This is a genomic window from Pseudomonas sp. RIT357 (assembly GCF_000632245.1).
GTDB lineage: Bacteria > Pseudomonadota > Gammaproteobacteria > Pseudomonadales > Pseudomonadaceae > Aquipseudomonas > Aquipseudomonas sivasensis.
On record NZ_JFYX01000023.1, the window covers coordinates 413713 to 428074 of the forward strand.

Annotated in this window: 15 protein-coding genes; 11 read left to right on the plus strand and 4 right to left on the minus strand. The window is 59.4% G+C overall.

The annotated features are described in order from the left end of the window. Positions 1 to 182: 182 nt before the first annotated feature. A complete protein-coding gene (gene prmB / locus BW43_RS10755) occupies positions 183 to 1091 on the plus strand; it encodes a 50S ribosomal protein L3 N(5)-glutamine methyltransferase (protein ID WP_032888035.1) in 909 nt (302 codons plus the stop codon). Between the two features lie 128 nt (positions 1092 to 1219). Here the strand turns inward: prmB and BW43_RS10750 are convergent, their stop codons facing one another. Next, positions 1220 to 2026, minus strand: a complete 807-nt coding sequence (locus tag BW43_RS10750) for a hypothetical protein (protein WP_032888036.1) — start codon at positions 2024 to 2026, stop codon at positions 1220 to 1222. Between the two features lie 99 nt (positions 2027 to 2125). Further along, on the minus strand, positions 2126 to 3088 hold the full coding sequence (locus tag BW43_RS10745; RefSeq protein ID WP_032888038.1) for an alpha/beta hydrolase: 963 nt from the start codon (positions 3086 to 3088) through the stop codon (positions 2126 to 2128). A 142-nt stretch (positions 3089 to 3230) separates the two neighbouring features. Between BW43_RS10745 and aroC the strand changes: the two genes are divergently transcribed. The 4 genes from aroC (at position 3231) to BW43_RS10725 (ending at position 6497) form a co-directional block, all read left to right on the plus strand. Then, positions 3231 to 4322, plus strand: a complete 1092-nt coding sequence (gene aroC, locus BW43_RS10740; RefSeq protein ID WP_032888040.1) for a chorismate synthase — start codon at positions 3231 to 3233, stop codon at positions 4320 to 4322. Positions 4323 to 4326: 4 nt separating this feature from the next. Beyond that, entirely contained in the window at positions 4327 to 5493 is a 1167-nt protein-coding gene (locus BW43_RS10735) for an MFS transporter (protein ID WP_177326446.1), read from the plus strand. Continuing rightward, on the plus strand, positions 5490 to 6020 hold the full coding sequence (locus tag BW43_RS10730; RefSeq protein ID WP_032888044.1) for an acireductone dioxygenase: 531 nt from the start codon (positions 5490 to 5492) through the stop codon (positions 6018 to 6020). The genes BW43_RS10735 and BW43_RS10730 overlap by 4 nt, the downstream gene beginning before the upstream one ends. A gap of 207 nt (positions 6021 to 6227) precedes the next feature. Further along, on the plus strand, positions 6228 to 6497 hold the full coding sequence (locus tag BW43_RS10725) for a response regulator transcription factor (protein WP_032888046.1): 270 nt from the start codon (positions 6228 to 6230) through the stop codon (positions 6495 to 6497). Positions 6498 to 6557: 60 nt separating this feature from the next. On the opposite strand, the gene BW43_RS10720 is transcribed toward BW43_RS10725, so the two are convergent. Next, a complete protein-coding gene (locus BW43_RS10720) occupies positions 6558 to 6836 on the minus strand; it encodes a DUF3509 domain-containing protein (RefSeq protein WP_032888048.1) in 279 nt (92 codons plus the stop codon). A 395-nt stretch (positions 6837 to 7231) separates the two neighbouring features. On the opposite strand from BW43_RS10720, the gene BW43_RS10715 reads away from it, so the two are divergent. The 5 genes from BW43_RS10715 (at position 7232) to BW43_RS10695 (ending at position 12926) form a co-directional block, all read left to right on the plus strand. Beyond that, positions 7232 to 9058, plus strand: a complete 1827-nt coding sequence (locus BW43_RS10715) for a long-chain-acyl-CoA synthetase (RefSeq protein WP_032888049.1) — start codon at positions 7232 to 7234, stop codon at positions 9056 to 9058. 94 nt (positions 9059 to 9152) lie between these two features. After that, on the plus strand, positions 9153 to 9668 hold the full coding sequence (locus tag BW43_RS10710) for an ankyrin repeat domain-containing protein (RefSeq protein ID WP_032888051.1): 516 nt from the start codon (positions 9153 to 9155) through the stop codon (positions 9666 to 9668). A gap of 41 nt (positions 9669 to 9709) precedes the next feature. Then, positions 9710 to 10240, plus strand: coding sequence for a hypothetical protein (locus BW43_RS10705; RefSeq protein ID WP_032888053.1), 531 nt, complete (start codon positions 9710 to 9712; stop codon positions 10238 to 10240). A 67-nt stretch (positions 10241 to 10307) separates the two neighbouring features. Continuing rightward, complete coding sequence (locus tag BW43_RS10700; protein ID WP_003172956.1) at positions 10308 to 10499, plus strand: PLDc N-terminal domain-containing protein; 192 nt, start codon at positions 10308 to 10310, stop codon at positions 10497 to 10499. A 339-nt stretch (positions 10500 to 10838) separates the two neighbouring features. Continuing rightward, positions 10839 to 12926 (plus strand): LTA synthase family protein, encoded by a 2088-nt coding sequence (locus BW43_RS10695; RefSeq protein WP_032888055.1) that lies wholly within the window; start codon positions 10839 to 10841, stop codon positions 12924 to 12926. A gap of 52 nt (positions 12927 to 12978) precedes the next feature. Here the strand turns inward: BW43_RS10695 and BW43_RS28415 are convergent, their stop codons facing one another. After that, entirely contained in the window at positions 12979 to 13131 is a 153-nt protein-coding gene (locus BW43_RS28415) for a DUF3309 family protein (RefSeq protein WP_015885095.1), read from the minus strand. A gap of 330 nt (positions 13132 to 13461) precedes the next feature. On the opposite strand from BW43_RS28415, the gene BW43_RS10685 reads away from it, so the two are divergent. Then, entirely contained in the window at positions 13462 to 14277 is an 816-nt protein-coding gene (locus tag BW43_RS10685) for an SDR family oxidoreductase (RefSeq protein WP_032888057.1), read from the plus strand. Positions 14278 to 14362: the final 85 nt, after the last annotated feature.

Below are 14362 nucleotides of genomic sequence, written 5' to 3' on the forward strand. Positions count from 1 at the left end.
TGAATCGCTACCATCGTAAGGTACGCCGTTGCTGGCGTGCAGCCATGTCAAGAGGCGGGCTTGTTTAACACAATGCTGGCAAATTGGATGAAATCCGATGGGTGGCGCCAAGTTTTCGTACATCGTCGGTACAGGCGAAGGCTGTTAGAATCGCCAGTCGTTTTTTCCAGGAGTCTGCCCCCGTGATCACTTCCCGCCTGCGCACCTTGCGCGACCATATCCGTTGGGCTGTCAGCCGTTTCCATGGGGAAGACCTGTTTTTCGGCCATGGCACCGACAACGCCTGGGATGAAGCCCGGCAATTGGTGCTCGGCGCCTTGAGCCTGCCGTGGGAAATTGCCGACAGTTACCTGGACTGCAACCTGGAAGAAGAGGAAGTCTCCCATGTGCAACGCCTGCTTCACCGCCGTATCCATGAGCGCGTGCCGACCGCCTACCTGCTGGGTGAGGCCTGGTTCTGCGGCATGTCGTTTATCGTCGACAAGCGTGTGTTGATCCCGCGTTCCCCCATCGGCGAACTGATCGAAAACCGCTTCGAACCGTGGCTGGCCCAACCGCCGGCGCGCATCCTCGATCTGTGCACCGGCTCAGGTTGCATCGGCATCGCCTGCGCCTACGAGTTCCAGGACGCCGAGGTCGTGTTGGGTGACTTGTCCTTCGAAGCATTGGAAGTGGCCAACCAGAACATCGAGCGTCACGGCATCGACGAGCGCGTATACACCGTGCAGGGTGATGGTTTCGACGGCCTGCCAGGCCAGCGTTTCGACCTGATCGTGTCAAACCCGCCGTATGTGGACGCTGAAGACTTCGCCGACATGCCGGACGAATACCAGCATGAGCCGGAGTTGGGACTGGCCTGTGGCGATGACGGTTTGAACCTGGTGCGCCGGATGCTCGCCGAAGCGGCGGACCATCTGACCGAGAAGGGTTTGCTGATCGTAGAAGTGGGCAACAGCCAGGTGCACGTTGAGGCGTTGTACCCAGAGGTGGACTTTGCTTGGCTGGAGTTCCAGCGGGGCGGGCACGGGGTGTTCATGCTCACGGCCGAGCAGTGCCGGGCGCATCAGGCCGTCTTTGCCGCCAGGGTCTGAGTGGGTCATGCGGTCAGTGTGGGAGGGGGCTTGCCCCCGATGGTAGTGTCTCAGTCAACACATTCATGACTGAATACACCGCTGTTGGGGGCAAGCCCCCTCCCACATTTTTATTGCAGTGCAACCTATTAGCGGTGTGTCGCAATCCAGATCAACAGCCCTGCCTGGAACACCGTAAACGCCACCAGACAGGTGATGGTGAAACGTAGCCCGCTGTCCTCGCGCTTGAACTTGGTGACTTTTTCCTCTTCCTTGCGCAGCTTCACTTCCTGTTCCAACAGGTTCTGTTCGGCCTGTTGCAGCATCTGCGCGGCTTCGAGGATCTCGACGAACTGCACCTTCTCAGTGTTCCAACTGTCCAGCACATCACCGACCTTGCCTGGCTGTACGTTGCCTTTGAGGTGCTGCACATCGGCATACGCCACATCAAAACCCTGAATGCGCAAGAAGTGGTCGCGGCGCAGGCGCGTGGCTTCGTTGAGTGCGTCCTTGTTGGCCAGGTCGACGCCGTCGACGCGGTAGTGCGACCACTTCTTCTTAGCCCAGGCAGCGCCTTGAGCCACGAGGAAACGGCCGATGCCCCGGTTGGCCGGCTCGATTTCCAGGCTGTTGCCCGGACCGAAATGCACGCGATGGGTGTCGTGGTCGACCCAGATATCCAAGTGGTTTTGTTCGCGACGCACACGCTGGCCGGGCAACTGAATGACCATGCGCAACAGGCTGTGTTGCTTGTCATTGCGCTCGGCATAGCCGAACTGCACGAACCGCAACGGCCGCAGGCCAGTGGCGCGGTCGGTGGCCAGGGGGGCCAGGCGCAGCATCTTGAAATGTTCGGCCTGGACATCCGCCCACGGCAGAGGCGCCGCGTCGACGGCCTCGGTTTTTTCAGCCGGGGTATCGGCGGTCGGTTCTGGTGTTGCTTCAGTGGTTGTCATGCGGCGCGATCCTGTCCAAGCCCAGCCAGCCGACAGTCTTTTTGCTGTCGACTCTTGGCTTATCGGCCGTTTTTACGAGGACTGGAGGCAAATTGTCGCTTAACGGGGTTGAAGTCCGGCGATAAAGCGCACCACGCGGTTGCCCAGCTCTGCGGCGAGGGGTAATTGCGGGTCATTGTAGGAGGCCAATTGCTGCTTCACGTCATTGGGCACGATGCGCATGACGTGGTTCATGCCTTCGATCACCGTCAGCTCGGCATCAGGCTTGGCCCTTTTCAGTTGCTGGGCGTCACCGACACCGACCTGTATATCGTTGGTGCCCTGGACGATCAGTGCCGGCATGCGCAGTTTGGCAAAGGCCGCGGACGGATCGGCGCGGAACAGGCTGATCAGGTAAGGCTGCACACTGGGTCGGAAAATAGCCTCCAGCGGGCCAGGTACATCGGCATCCACCTGACCGGCCTTGAGGTGATCGAGGATTTCATTACTGCGCAGCAGCAGGGCAGGGGGCAAGTGATCGGCCAGTTGCTGGCGGATGACCTGGTCCACCGGACGAGCGCTACCTGACAGGGAGATCACACCGGCCGGGTCGAGTTGCGGGGCGGCGAGGGCGGCGACCAGCGCGCCTTCGCTGTGGCCCAGCACAATCAGCGGGCCCATGCGTTTGTCGGCCTTGAGCATGTTGCCCCAGGCCACTGCGTCGGCCACGTAGGCGTCGAGGGTCAGGTTACGCTCGTCAGGTGTGGCGGCGAGGCTTGCGGCCACACCGCGCTTGTCGTAGCGCACGCTGGCGATGTTGTGTCGTGCCAGCACCCACGCCAGGCGCTTGAGACTGTCGTTGCGCGCGCCGTCGGCACTGTTGCCGTTGCGGTCGGTGGGACCGGAGCCCGCGATAATCAGCACCACGGGCACCGGATGGTCGGATTGGGGCAGCAGCAGCGAACCAAACAGCTCGCCGCTGCCGGTGTCCAGGCTGATGGGCCGTTGCAGTACGACGGGGGACGCGGCGTGGGCCACGGCGGTAAACAGGGTGAGGGTAAACAGCAAAACTCGCAGCATCATCGCGCCATCATTGGTGAAGTGTCGGTTGGACCTGTGCCGACCGGTAAGGTTTCGAGGATGAACTAGTCGGTTGGCCCGCGTATACTGGCGCGCTTGGTTATCACCCCCGAGTGATTACAACTGATTTCACGGAGCGCCCTGCATGTCCGGCAATACCTTCGGCAAGCTGTTCACTGTCACCACCGCAGGCGAAAGCCACGGCCCGGCGTTGGTCGCCATTGTCGACGGCTGCCCGCCCGGCCTGGAACTGTCCCTGGAGGACCTGCAGCGCGACCTCGACCGCCGCAAACCCGGCACCAGTCGCCACACCACCCAGCGCCAGGAGCCCGACGAAGTCGAGATCCTCTCCGGCGTCTTCGAAGGTCGTACCACCGGTTGCGCCATCGGCCTGCTGATCCGTAACACCGACCAGAAGTCCAAAGACTATTCGGCGATCAAGGACCTGTTCCGACCGGCCCACGCCGACTACACCTATCACCACAAATACGGCGAACGCGACTACCGTGGCGGTGGCCGCAGTTCCGCGCGCGAAACCGCCATGCGCGTGGCCGCTGGCGCCATCGCCAAGAAATACCTGGCCACCCAGGGCATCGTGATCCGTGGCTACATGAGCCAGTTGGGCCCGATTGAAATCCCGTTCAAGACCTGGGACAGCGTGGATGACAACGCTTTCTTCTGTCCTGACCCGGATAAAGTGCCGGAACTGGAAGCCTATATGGACCAGTTGCGCCGCGACCAGGACTCCGTCGGCGCCAAGATCACTGTGGTCGCCGAGGGCGTCAAGCCAGGCCTGGGCGAGCCGATCTTCGACCGTCTGGATGCAGAACTGGCCCATGCACTGATGAGCATCAACGCCGTAAAAGGCGTGGAAATCGGCGCAGGCTTCGCGTGTGTGTCCCAGCGCGGCACCGAGCACCGCGATGAGATGACCCCACAAGGTTTCCTCAGCAACAATGCCGGTGGCATCCTTGGGGGCATTTCTTCCGGTCAGCCAATCGTTGCGCACCTGGCGCTCAAGGCCACGTCGAGCATCACCACCCCAGGCCGCTCGATTGACGTAAACGGTAACCCGGTGGATGTGATCACCAAGGGCCGCCACGACCCGTGCGTTGGCATCCGGGCTACGCCCATTGCCGAGGCAATGATGGCCATCGTGTTAATGGACCACCTGCTGCGCAACCGTGGGCAAAATGCTGAGGTGCAGGTGAGCACTCCGGTACTGGGCCAGCTGTGACGGGCTGGTTGTGACAGCGCTCCCTTATTGGCGCCTCTCCAGCTTCTACCTGTTCTACTTCGCCCTGCTGGGGGCGACGGCGCCGTTCCTGGCGCTGTACTTCGATCACTTGGGCTTTTCCAGCGCGCGTATCGGCGAGCTGGTGGCCATCCCCATGCTGATGCGCTGCGTGGCACCCAACCTGTGGGGCTGGCTGGGCGACTATACCGGCCGCCGCCTGGCCATCGTGCGTTTTGGCGCAGTGTGCACCTTGGTCAGCTTTTCGCTGATTTTCGTCAGCAAGACCTATGCCTGGCTGGCTTTGGTGATGGCCCTGCATGCGTTCTTCTGGCACGCGGTGCTGCCGCAGTTTGAAGTGATCACGCTCGCGCATCTGCAAAAACAGACGTCACGCTACAGTCAGGTACGTTTGTGGGGCTCCATCGGCTTTATCCTCACCGTGGTGATCATGGGCCGGCTGTTCGACTGGCTGAGCCTGGATATCTACCCGGTGGTGGTCGTGGTGATCATGGCCGGGATTATTGGCGCCAGCCTGTGGGTGCCGAATGCGCAGCCTGCCAGCCAGGGTAATCGCCTTGCCGGTGAGGGTTTCCTCAAGCAACTGCGTAGCCCAGGCGTGTTGGCCTTTTACGCCTGTGTCGCGCTGATGCAGATGAGCCATGGGCCGTATTACACCTTTCTCACGCTCCACCTTGAGCACTTGGGCTACAGCCGTGGCGTGATCGGCATGCTGTGGGCCTTGGGAGTAGTGGCCGAAGTGCTGATGTTCCTGGCCATGAGCCGCATCCTCACGCGCTTCTCGGTACGTCGGGTGTTGCTGGCCAGTTTCCTATTGGCGGCGCTGCGCTGGTTACTGCTGGGCTCGTTTGCCGAATTTCTTTGGGTGCTGCTATTGGCGCAGGTCATGCACGCGGCTACCTTCGGCAGCTTTCATGCAGCGGCGATTGCCTTTGTGCAACGCAGCTTCGGCGATAAACAACAAGGCCAGGGCCAGGCGCTGTACGCCGCTTTGGCCGGCACCGGCGGTGCGCTGGGCGCGCTGTATTCCGGTTATAGCTGGAACCTGTTGGGGCCGACCTTCACCTTTAGTATTGCCAGCGTCGCCGCCCTGGCCGCGGCCGTTATCATGGGTCTTCGATTGCACGAACAGAACCAAGGAACCCTTCAATGAGTTATGTCGCTGTCTACCACGTCGCTTCACCGTATACGCCGAACAAGGTCTTGACCCATGCCGAAGACATCGCCGCGACCCTGGCCGAGCACGGTGTGCGGTTCGAGCGCTGGCAGCCCAGCCCGATCGAGAAGGGCGCCAGCGAGGCTGAAATGATTGCCGCCTATCAGCCGCAGATCGACGCGCTGGGCGACGTCTCGGTGGCAGTATTCAGTGTCACAAGCGACCACCCGCAGAAGGACGAGCTGCGGGCTCGGTTCCTCTCTGAGCGCCGTTACAGCGAAGATGAAGTGCGTTTTTTCATCGCTGGCCAGGGCCTTTTCAGCCTGCACATAGGCGACTACGTATATGCCGTGCGCTGTGAGAAAAACGACCTGCTGGCGATCCCGGCCGGCATGGCGCACTGGTTTGATATGGGCGAGAACCCCCACTTGGTCACACTGCACTTAGCTAAAACGGTGCAAGGGGCGGTCCCGGCATTCACCGGCGATGATATTGCCAGCCGTTTCCCAGGTTTGGATGATTGAAACCAGGCAGCTGGAATGTTCAACCCCGCCAAGTTGGAAATTGTTGTGGGAAGAGGCTTAGTTGCTTGTAGGGCTTGGCTGTTTATCGCGGCCAATGCGCACTGAAACCATTCGTTATGTAACTCTTTGCGGCACCAGTTGTATCACCTGTCAATAGGAGGAATCCGAAGGGTGATAGGAGATCAGCCAAAAAGAAGGAGAAATGTAATGAATGGGCCAGAGGAGCCGTGTCCGCCACCGTATTTCGTGCCCAACGCGCTCAGGAGGCGCCTGAGCTTGTCCGGCAAGCCGCTGACCCCAGCGGAATTGGAGATCTTACGCTGGGCTTCCGAGGGCAAGACGGTCTGGGAAATCAGTCAGATCCGTGCGACGTCCGAGGCTACCGTCAAATTTCACCTGCGCAATATCTACGGAAAATTGGAAGTCACCAACCGTGTACAGGCGATGAACGAGGCCGCGCGCCAAGGCCTGTGCTGACCTCAACGAAAAAGGGCCGCGACGCTCAACGGCGTCGCGGCCCTTTTTTATGTGCAGTACTTAAGCCGAATGGTAAGTCGGCAGGGCAAAGCGGTTCTGGCTTTGCAGCATCGAAATTTGCGGCAGGTCACTGGCTTGTTCGGCCAGGTCGCGGCGAATGGCACTGATCACCCAAGTAAGTTGGTCGGCAGTGTGCAACTGCTGGTAGGAGATCGAACGCTTGACCTGTTTGCCCTCACCATTGCGCAGTGTCAGCAGGATGCCGCCGTCTGGACGTGGCTGGGTGGTGACGTCGTAGTTGGAGAATACTGAAGCGAATTTATCTTGGATCAGGCTCATGTCTATCAGCTCCGTTGGCTCAATTTGGCAAGCATGAAGTGATAGGTGCAGTGATTGTGCCAGCTCCTGATTTATTAAAATATCCCTGTAAATCAATGGCTTATAAAAAATTGAGATTTTCAGATTCGTGCAAATTGCATGAAGGGCCATCATGCATCCTGCATTTTGCGCTACTTGGCGCGGTCGGAAGGGCGTGCCGCTATCCATAAAGACTCCCTTTGCGGGGCTAAATTCCCTTTTTCAGTCGTCGTCTGCTGGGATACAAAACTTTTCAAATCCCGCGTGTACAGTCGAAGAAGGGCTGACGTATTTTCCTTCAATGCACTCGGCCTCCTTCTTACGGAGATATGGGTGCTTTTGGATCATACGAACAATAAGAAAAAGGATGTTCCACCATGAGCCACCCGCAGAACGACATGATCACCTGGGGCAAGCTGTTGCGTAAGGTGCCCTCCATTGTTCGTGCCCTGCCACGCGTAGTGCGTGGCATGCGTGCCGCCAATGTCACCGACCCCGCGCAGCCTTGCGGATTGGGCTGGCACTTTGAGCAAGCCACCCTGCGCAATCCGGATGGCAACGCTTTGTTGTATGGCAATCAGGTGCTCAGCTATACCGAAGCCAACCAGCGTGCCAACCGTATCGCCCATCACCTGCACGCCCAGGGCATCGGCAAGGGTGACGTGGTGGCTCTGTTTGTTGAAAATCGCCCCGAATTACTTTTGAACGTGCTCGCCGTGGCCAAGCTGGGTGGCATCTGCGCGATGCTCAACACTGCGCAAACCCAGGCGGCGCTGGTGCACAGCCTGAACCTGGTGAGCCCAGTGGCCATTATTGTCGGTGCGGAACTGGTGGCCTCCTATGAAACCGTGCGTGATCAGGTCGCGATCAAGGCTGATCGAACCTGGTTCGTCGCCGATCAGCAATCCACCGAGGTGCCCGACGGTTATATCGACCTGATGGCGGTCAGTGCCGAGTGCCCGCTGGACAATCCGGCCAGCACCGCGCAGGTCTTCTTCAATGACCCGTGCTTCTATATCTACACCTCCGGCACCACCGGCCTGCCTAAGGCCGGGATCATGAAGCATGGCCGCTGGACCAAGACGGCCGTCAGCTTCGGCAGTATCGCCCTGGACATGGGGCCGGATGACGTCCTCTATTGCACCTTGCCGCTCTACCACGCCACCGGATTGTGCGTGTGCTGGGGCTCTGCAATTGTCGGCGCGTCAGGCTTTGCCATCCGCCGCAAGTTCAGCGCCAGCCAGTTCTGGGACGATGCGCGCAGATTCAAGGCAACCACCCTCGGTTATGTCGGCGAGTTGTGCCGTTACCTGCTCGACCAGCCGCCCAGTGAAAACGACCGTGATAACCGCGTCACCAAGATGGTCGGCAACGGCCTGCGCCCTGGCGTGTGGGCGCAGTTCAAGGCGCGCTACGGCGTTGAGCATATCTGTGAGCTGTACGCGGCCAGCGACGGCAATATCGGCTTTACCAACGTATTGAATTTCGACAACACCATCGGCTTTTGCCTGCAGCATTGGGCTCTGGTGGACTATGACCACGAAGGCGGCGAGCCGCTGCGCGGCAGCGATGGCTTTATGCGTAAGGTGCCCTCGGGCGGGCAGGGGCTGTTGCTGGCGAGGATCGATGAAAAATCGCCCTTCGACGGCTACACCGATCCGGAAAAAAATCGCCGGGTGGTGCTCACTGACGTGTTTGAAAAGGGCGATCGCTACTTCAATACCGGCGATTTGTTGCGCAGCATCGGCTTCGGCCATGCGCAATTTGTCGATCGCCTTGGGGACACTTACCGCTGGAAGGGTGAAAACGTCTCCACCACCGAGGTCGAGAATGTCCTGCTGCAACACCCCCAGATCGCCGAAGTGGTGGCGTATGGCGTTGAGATCGAGAACACCAACGGGCGCGCGGGCATGGTCGCCATCACCCCAAGCGAGTCCCTGGCCGCGCTGGACATGCGCGAGCTGCTGCAATTCGCCCACGGCCAGTTGCCAGCCTATGCGGTGCCATTGTTCCTGCGGATCAAGGTCAAGATGGAAACCACCGGTACCTTCAAGTACCAGAAGGTCAAGCTCAAGGAGGAGGCTTTCGATCCGGACAAGGCCGGCAATGACCCGGTGTATGCCTGGCTGCCGGGTTCGGACTGCTATGTGCCGGTCACCGGGCAATTGCTCGCGCAGATCCAGGGCGGTCAGTTCCGCTATTGATTGTGGCTATGGGGGCTTTTGACAAAAAAGCCATGACAGGTGGGAACTCCCTCGCGACACTGGCGCCTATTCAGTACCAGATAAGGAGCCCCACATGTCCGACCAGCCTAAACAAATGACCGAAGACGAAGCCGCCGAATTTGCCGAGCAAGTCTTCGACGTGGCCCGCCGCGGCGACGCGGCCATGCTTGCCGCGCTGTTGGCCAAAGGCTTGCCGGCCAATTTCCGCAACCACAATGGCGACACCCTGCTGATGCTCTCGGCCTACCACGGCCACGCCGAGGCGGTGAAAGTGCTCCTGGAATTCAAGGCCGATCCACTGATCGCGAACGACAAGAACCAACTGCCGATTGCCGGTGCAGCCTTCAAGGGCAACCTGCCGGTGGTCAAGGCGCTGATCGAGGGTGGGACGCCGGTAGAAGCCGCGTCCTCAGACGGTCGCACCGCGCTGATGATGGCGGCGATGTTCAACCGCGTTGACATGGTCGATTACCTGCTTGGTCAGGGCGCCAACCCCAAGGCCACAGATGCCCAGGGCGCGACGGCGCTGGCAGCGGCCCAGACCATGGGCGCGGTGGATACGGCGGCGCAGTTGCAGAAACTGGTGTAGGCTTTGCGCCCTCAAAAACCAGCCCGTTACAGGATCGCCCCATGAAAACCGCCCTCGTCGAACTTATCAGCAAAATCAGCGCCGGGGTCATGGGCGAGGACGAGGTCGCGCGCATCGCTGATGAGGCTGCCCAGGCCTACGCCGATCCTGCTGCATTTCTGGCAGCCAACCCAGACATCAACTACGACGACACCTTCCCGATTCCTTTGGGGGAGTGGGTGGTGGTCGGCAGCCTGCCAGAGACCGTGCTGTTCCAGGCCGACACCTATGGCGATCTGTTTGCGCAGATCGTCGCCTCGTTCGGTCCGGGTGTCGCGTTCAACCTCAAGCCCAAGCAACTGGCCAAGGCTGACGGCCTCACCGCGCTGAACCGCATTCAGATCCAGATGAGCGCCCTGAGCCCGGAGGATGGCGGCTATGTGCTGCTTGATTTCAGCCTGCCCTTGGATGACGAAATCCAGACCGTATTGGTGTTTGGCAACGACCTGCCTCGGGTGCTTGAGCTGTGCGCCGAAGTCGGCATCAAGGCGGAGCCGTCCCTGGAAGCGCTGAAGGTGGCGGTCCACGTCTGAAATAAAACGGAACCCCTGCCAGGGCTGACTATCCTACAAGTGCATGCCCTCACTTAGGAGCGACACCATGGGTTCCACATTTAATGGCTTGATTGGGCTGATCATCCTCGCGCTGGATATCTGGGCGATCATCAATGTGTTTAAAAGCGGCGCGAGCACTGGCGCCAAGGTGTTGTGGATCCTGTTGATCCTGCTGCTGCCGGTACTGGGCCTGATCATCTGGGCGATTGCCGGGCCACGGGGTAACGTGCGGATTTAATCGCTTCACTCCGTCTGGAGTGGGCACAGTAAATGTGGGAGGGAGCTTCTCCCGATAGCGGTGTATCAGCCACTCATCTGGCACTGACACATCGCGATCGGGAGCCAGTCCCCTCCCACATTTCGTTTCAGGATGCCTGTGTGATTTTTGTATCGAAATATTCGCTGTACAGAATTTTCACAACCCATCCAAGACAATTCTCCGGCTTTTTCTGCCTGCTATTAAAGGCGGTGCAGCGGTGCACGTTCAGTAATTAATAGCCTTGCTGTGATTGATCGGGCACCATTCGCGCCACCGCGATATTTCGTCACTTAAACTTCCAATGGGTCCTGAAACGACATGGCAAACCCGGACGCCCTGAGTCAGCAGCGAGCTTCTAATCGCCTGCTGCAACCGACCGTCAAATCCCATCTGGCATACACGCTGCTCTGCGCACTGGTCATGATGGTGATGTTCTCCCTGCTGCGCCTGGCGCTGCTGGTGTACAACCGCGAGATGATCCTCGACACCCCGGCCTCGACCTTCCTGGAAGCGTTCGCCAACGGCCTGCGTTTTGACATACGCCTGGTGGTGTATCTGCTGATCCCGCTGCTGCTGGCACTGTTCAGCGTACGGGCCATGGCCGCGCGTGGGTTCTTCCGTTTCTGGCTGACCATTGCGTCCAGCATCGCCCTGTTCCTGGGCTTGATGGAGATGGACTTCTACCGCGAGTTCCACCAGCGCCTCAACGGCCTGGTTTTCCAGTACGTGAAGGAAGACCCGAAAACCGTGATGAGCATGCTCTGGTACGGTTTTCCGGTGGTGCGCTACCTGCTGGCCTGGGCCGTAGGCACGCTGATCCTGAGCATCGCCTTCAAAGGCGCTGATCGCGCGACGCGCCCACGCGGCCCATTCAGCGGTGGCAGTATCGGCACCCGCCAGGTCGCGCCGTGGTACAGCCGCATCGCGGTGTTCGTGGTCTGCCTGCTGATCGCTGTGGTTGCCGCCCGTGGCACTCTGCGTCAGGGCCCGCCGCTGCGCTGGGGCGACGTGTACACCACCGATTCCAACTTCGCCAACCAGTTGGGCCTCAATGGCACCTTGTCGCTGATCGCGGCGGCCAAGGCTCGGTTCGGTGAAGACCGCGCCAATATCTGGAAGGCCACTCTGGATCAGCCGTTGGCGACCCAGACCGTGCGCGACATGCTGGTATTGCCCCAAGAGAAACTGGTCGATACCGACACCGCCGCCGTGCGCCGTGACTACATGCCGCCAGCCGAGAAGACCCTGCCGATCAAGAACGTCGTGGTCATCCTGATGGAAAGCTTCGCCGGTCACTCGGTAGGCGCATTGGGTCGTCCGGGCAACATCACGCCATCCTTCGACAAACTGTCCAAGGAAGGCCTGCTGTTCGACCGCTTCTTCTCCAACGGCACTCACACCCACCAGGGTATGTTCGCCACCATGGCCTGCTTCCCGAACCTGCCAGGCTTTGAATACCTGATGCAGACACCGGAAGGCAGCCACAAGCTGTCGGGCCTGCCGCAGTTGCTCAGCGCGCGTCAGTTTGACGACGTGTATGTCTACAACGGCGACTTCGCCTGGGACAACCAGTCGGGCTTCTTCAGCAACCAGGGCATGACCAACTTCATTGGCCGCAACGACTTCGTCGACCCTGTGTTCTCTGATCCGACGTGGGGCGTGTCCGACCAGGACATGTTCAACCGTGGCCTGCAAGAGTTGAAAGCCCGCGAAGGCGGCAAGCCGTTCTACGCACTGCTGCAAACCCTGTCCAACCACACGCCGTACGCATTGCCGACGCCATTGCCGGTCGAGAAAGTCACTGACCGTGGCAGCCTCAACGAGCATTTGACGGCCATGCGTTACTCCGACTGGGCCCTGGGCCAGTTCTTTGAAAAGGCCCGCAAGGAGCCGTACTTCAAGGAAACCCTGTTTGTAATCGTGGGCGACCACGGCTTCGGCAACGAACAGCAGATCACCGAGATGGACTTGGGCCGCTTCAACGTGCCGATGCTGATGATTGCACCGGGCATGCAGGAGAAGTTCGGCGAGCGTGACCACACCGTGGGCACCCAGATCGACATCGTGCCGACCATTATGGGCCGCCTCGGTGGCGACACCCTGCACCAATGCTGGGGTCGTGATCTGCTGAATCTGCCGGAAGGCGACAAAGGCTTTGGCGTGATCAAGCCTTCGGGCAGCGACCAGACCGTGGCCTTGGTCACCGCAGACCGCATCCTTGTTCTGCCTAAGGAGATGCCACCGAAGTTGTGGGAATACGAACTGGGCGCTAACCCGACCGGTAAGGTGATTCCTGAATCGCCGGACGAGGCTGCGTTGAAGCAGAAACTTGAGTCTTTCCTGCAGACGGCCACCAAGAGCCTGTTGGATAACACCGCCGGCGTAGTTGACGGCAAGCCGGACTAACTAACCGGCAATAAAAAAGAGGCCTTTTCAGGCCTCTTTTTTTATGCGGTTTTTATATCCGGCCGAGCAACAACAACACCAGCAGGACAACCAGAACAACACCCAGGATACCCGACGGGCCATAGCCCCAGTTGCGGGAGTGCGGGAAGACTGGCAGACCACCGACCAGCAGCAGGATCAGGATGATGATTAGAATGAGGCTCATGGTTTTATTTCCTTATAGGCCTTGTGCAAGGACTGATGATTTAACGTTACGACCGCAGGTTTAATTACGAACGCCTTAACAACTCCGACTCCTGCGCTTCGCATAAAATTCCGTGTTTTTTTAAAGCATTTTGCAAACACGCTTATTTCTTTTAATGTGCTCGCAGCTGCGTCGTACTAGTTGAAAAAGATTGAACTTAGGCTGTGCGCAGGCATCCGACCCGGCCCGCGGTTTGCCTGGGGCATTCATCAATCTGATGGTGCGTGGGTGCAGGAAAAACCTTCGCTACACTGCCGATCACTTCTTCTGTGAACCACAAGGCAGCTTCCTATGCAAAATCGCATGATGATCACTGGCGCCGGGTCCGGCCTGGGTCGTGAAATCGCTCTGCGCTGGGCCCGCGAGGGTTGGCAATTGGCCTTGTCGGATGTCAGCGAGCCAGGCTTGCAGGAAACCCTCAAGCTCGTGCGCGAGGCCGGGGGCGATGGTTTTACCCAACGTTGCGACGTGCGCGACTACAGCCAGCTCACCGCGTTTGCCCAGGCGTGCGAAGTGAAGCTGGGGGGCATCGATGTGATCGTCAATAACGCTGGCGTCGCCTCTGGTGGTTTCTTTGCCGAACTGTCCCTGGAGGATTGGGACTGGCAGATTGCGATCAATCTGATGGGCGTGGTCAAAGGCTGCAAAGCGTTCCTGCCGCTGCTGGAAAAGAGCAAGGGCCGCATCATCAACATCGCCTCTATGGCGGCGCTGATGCAAGGGCCGGCCATGAGCAACTACAACGTAGCCAAGGCCGGTGTGGTGGCGCTGTCGGAAAGCCTGCTGGTGGAGCTCAAGCAGCAGGAAGTCGGCGTGCATGTGGTATGCCCGTCGTTCTTCCAGACCAACCTGCTGGACTCGTTCCGTGGGCCGACGCCGGCGATGAAGGCCCAGGTGGGCAAGTTGTTGGAGAGTTCGCCGATCTCGGCGGCGGATATTGCCGATTACATCTATCAGCGTGTCGCCGAAGGGGAATTCATGATCTTGCCCCACGAGCAGGGCCGGATGGCCTGGGCGTTGAAGCAGAAGAATCCGCAATTGCTCTACGACGAAATGACTACCATGGCCGACAAGATGCGCGCCAAGGCACAGGCTGTTAAAGGCTAATCAGGTGTTGGTCTGTCAGGCAAATTACCTACTGGTGTAGGTGTTGCCTGATTTAGCTGCGCGCCATTGTTGCATCAACCTTCTG

Excerpts from the sequence above, each read along its gene's own strand:
- BW43_RS28415 (WP_015885095.1), bottom strand. The coding sequence starts at position 13,131 with ATGAGCCTCATTCTAATCATCATCCTGATCCTGCTGCTGGTCGGTGGT.
- BW43_RS10700 (WP_003172956.1), top strand. The coding sequence starts at position 10,308 with ATGGGTTCCACATTTAATGGCTTGATTGGGCTGATCATCCTCGCGCTG.
- BW43_RS10745 (WP_032888038.1), bottom strand. The coding sequence starts at position 3,088 with ATGATGCTGCGAGTTTTGCTGTTTACCCTCACCCTGTTTACCGCCGTG.
- BW43_RS10725 (WP_032888046.1), top strand. The coding sequence starts at position 6,228 with ATGAATGGGCCAGAGGAGCCGTGTCCGCCACCGTATTTCGTGCCCAAC.
- BW43_RS10715 (WP_032888049.1), top strand. The coding sequence starts at position 7,232 with ATGAGCCACCCGCAGAACGACATGATCACCTGGGGCAAGCTGTTGCGT.
- BW43_RS10705 (WP_032888053.1), top strand. The coding sequence starts at position 9,710 with ATGAAAACCGCCCTCGTCGAACTTATCAGCAAAATCAGCGCCGGGGTC.
- aroC (WP_032888040.1), top strand. The coding sequence starts at position 3,231 with ATGTCCGGCAATACCTTCGGCAAGCTGTTCACTGTCACCACCGCAGGC.
- BW43_RS10720 (WP_032888048.1), bottom strand. The coding sequence starts at position 6,836 with ATGAGCCTGATCCAAGATAAATTCGCTTCAGTATTCTCCAACTACGAC.
- BW43_RS10710 (WP_032888051.1), top strand. The coding sequence starts at position 9,153 with ATGTCCGACCAGCCTAAACAAATGACCGAAGACGAAGCCGCCGAATTT.
- BW43_RS10685 (WP_032888057.1), top strand. The coding sequence starts at position 13,462 with ATGCAAAATCGCATGATGATCACTGGCGCCGGGTCCGGCCTGGGTCGT.
- BW43_RS10695 (WP_032888055.1), top strand. The coding sequence starts at position 10,839 with ATGGCAAACCCGGACGCCCTGAGTCAGCAGCGAGCTTCTAATCGCCTG.
- BW43_RS10730 (WP_032888044.1), top strand. The coding sequence starts at position 5,490 with ATGAGTTATGTCGCTGTCTACCACGTCGCTTCACCGTATACGCCGAAC.
- BW43_RS10750 (WP_032888036.1), bottom strand. The coding sequence starts at position 2,026 with ATGACAACCACTGAAGCAACACCAGAACCGACCGCCGATACCCCGGCT.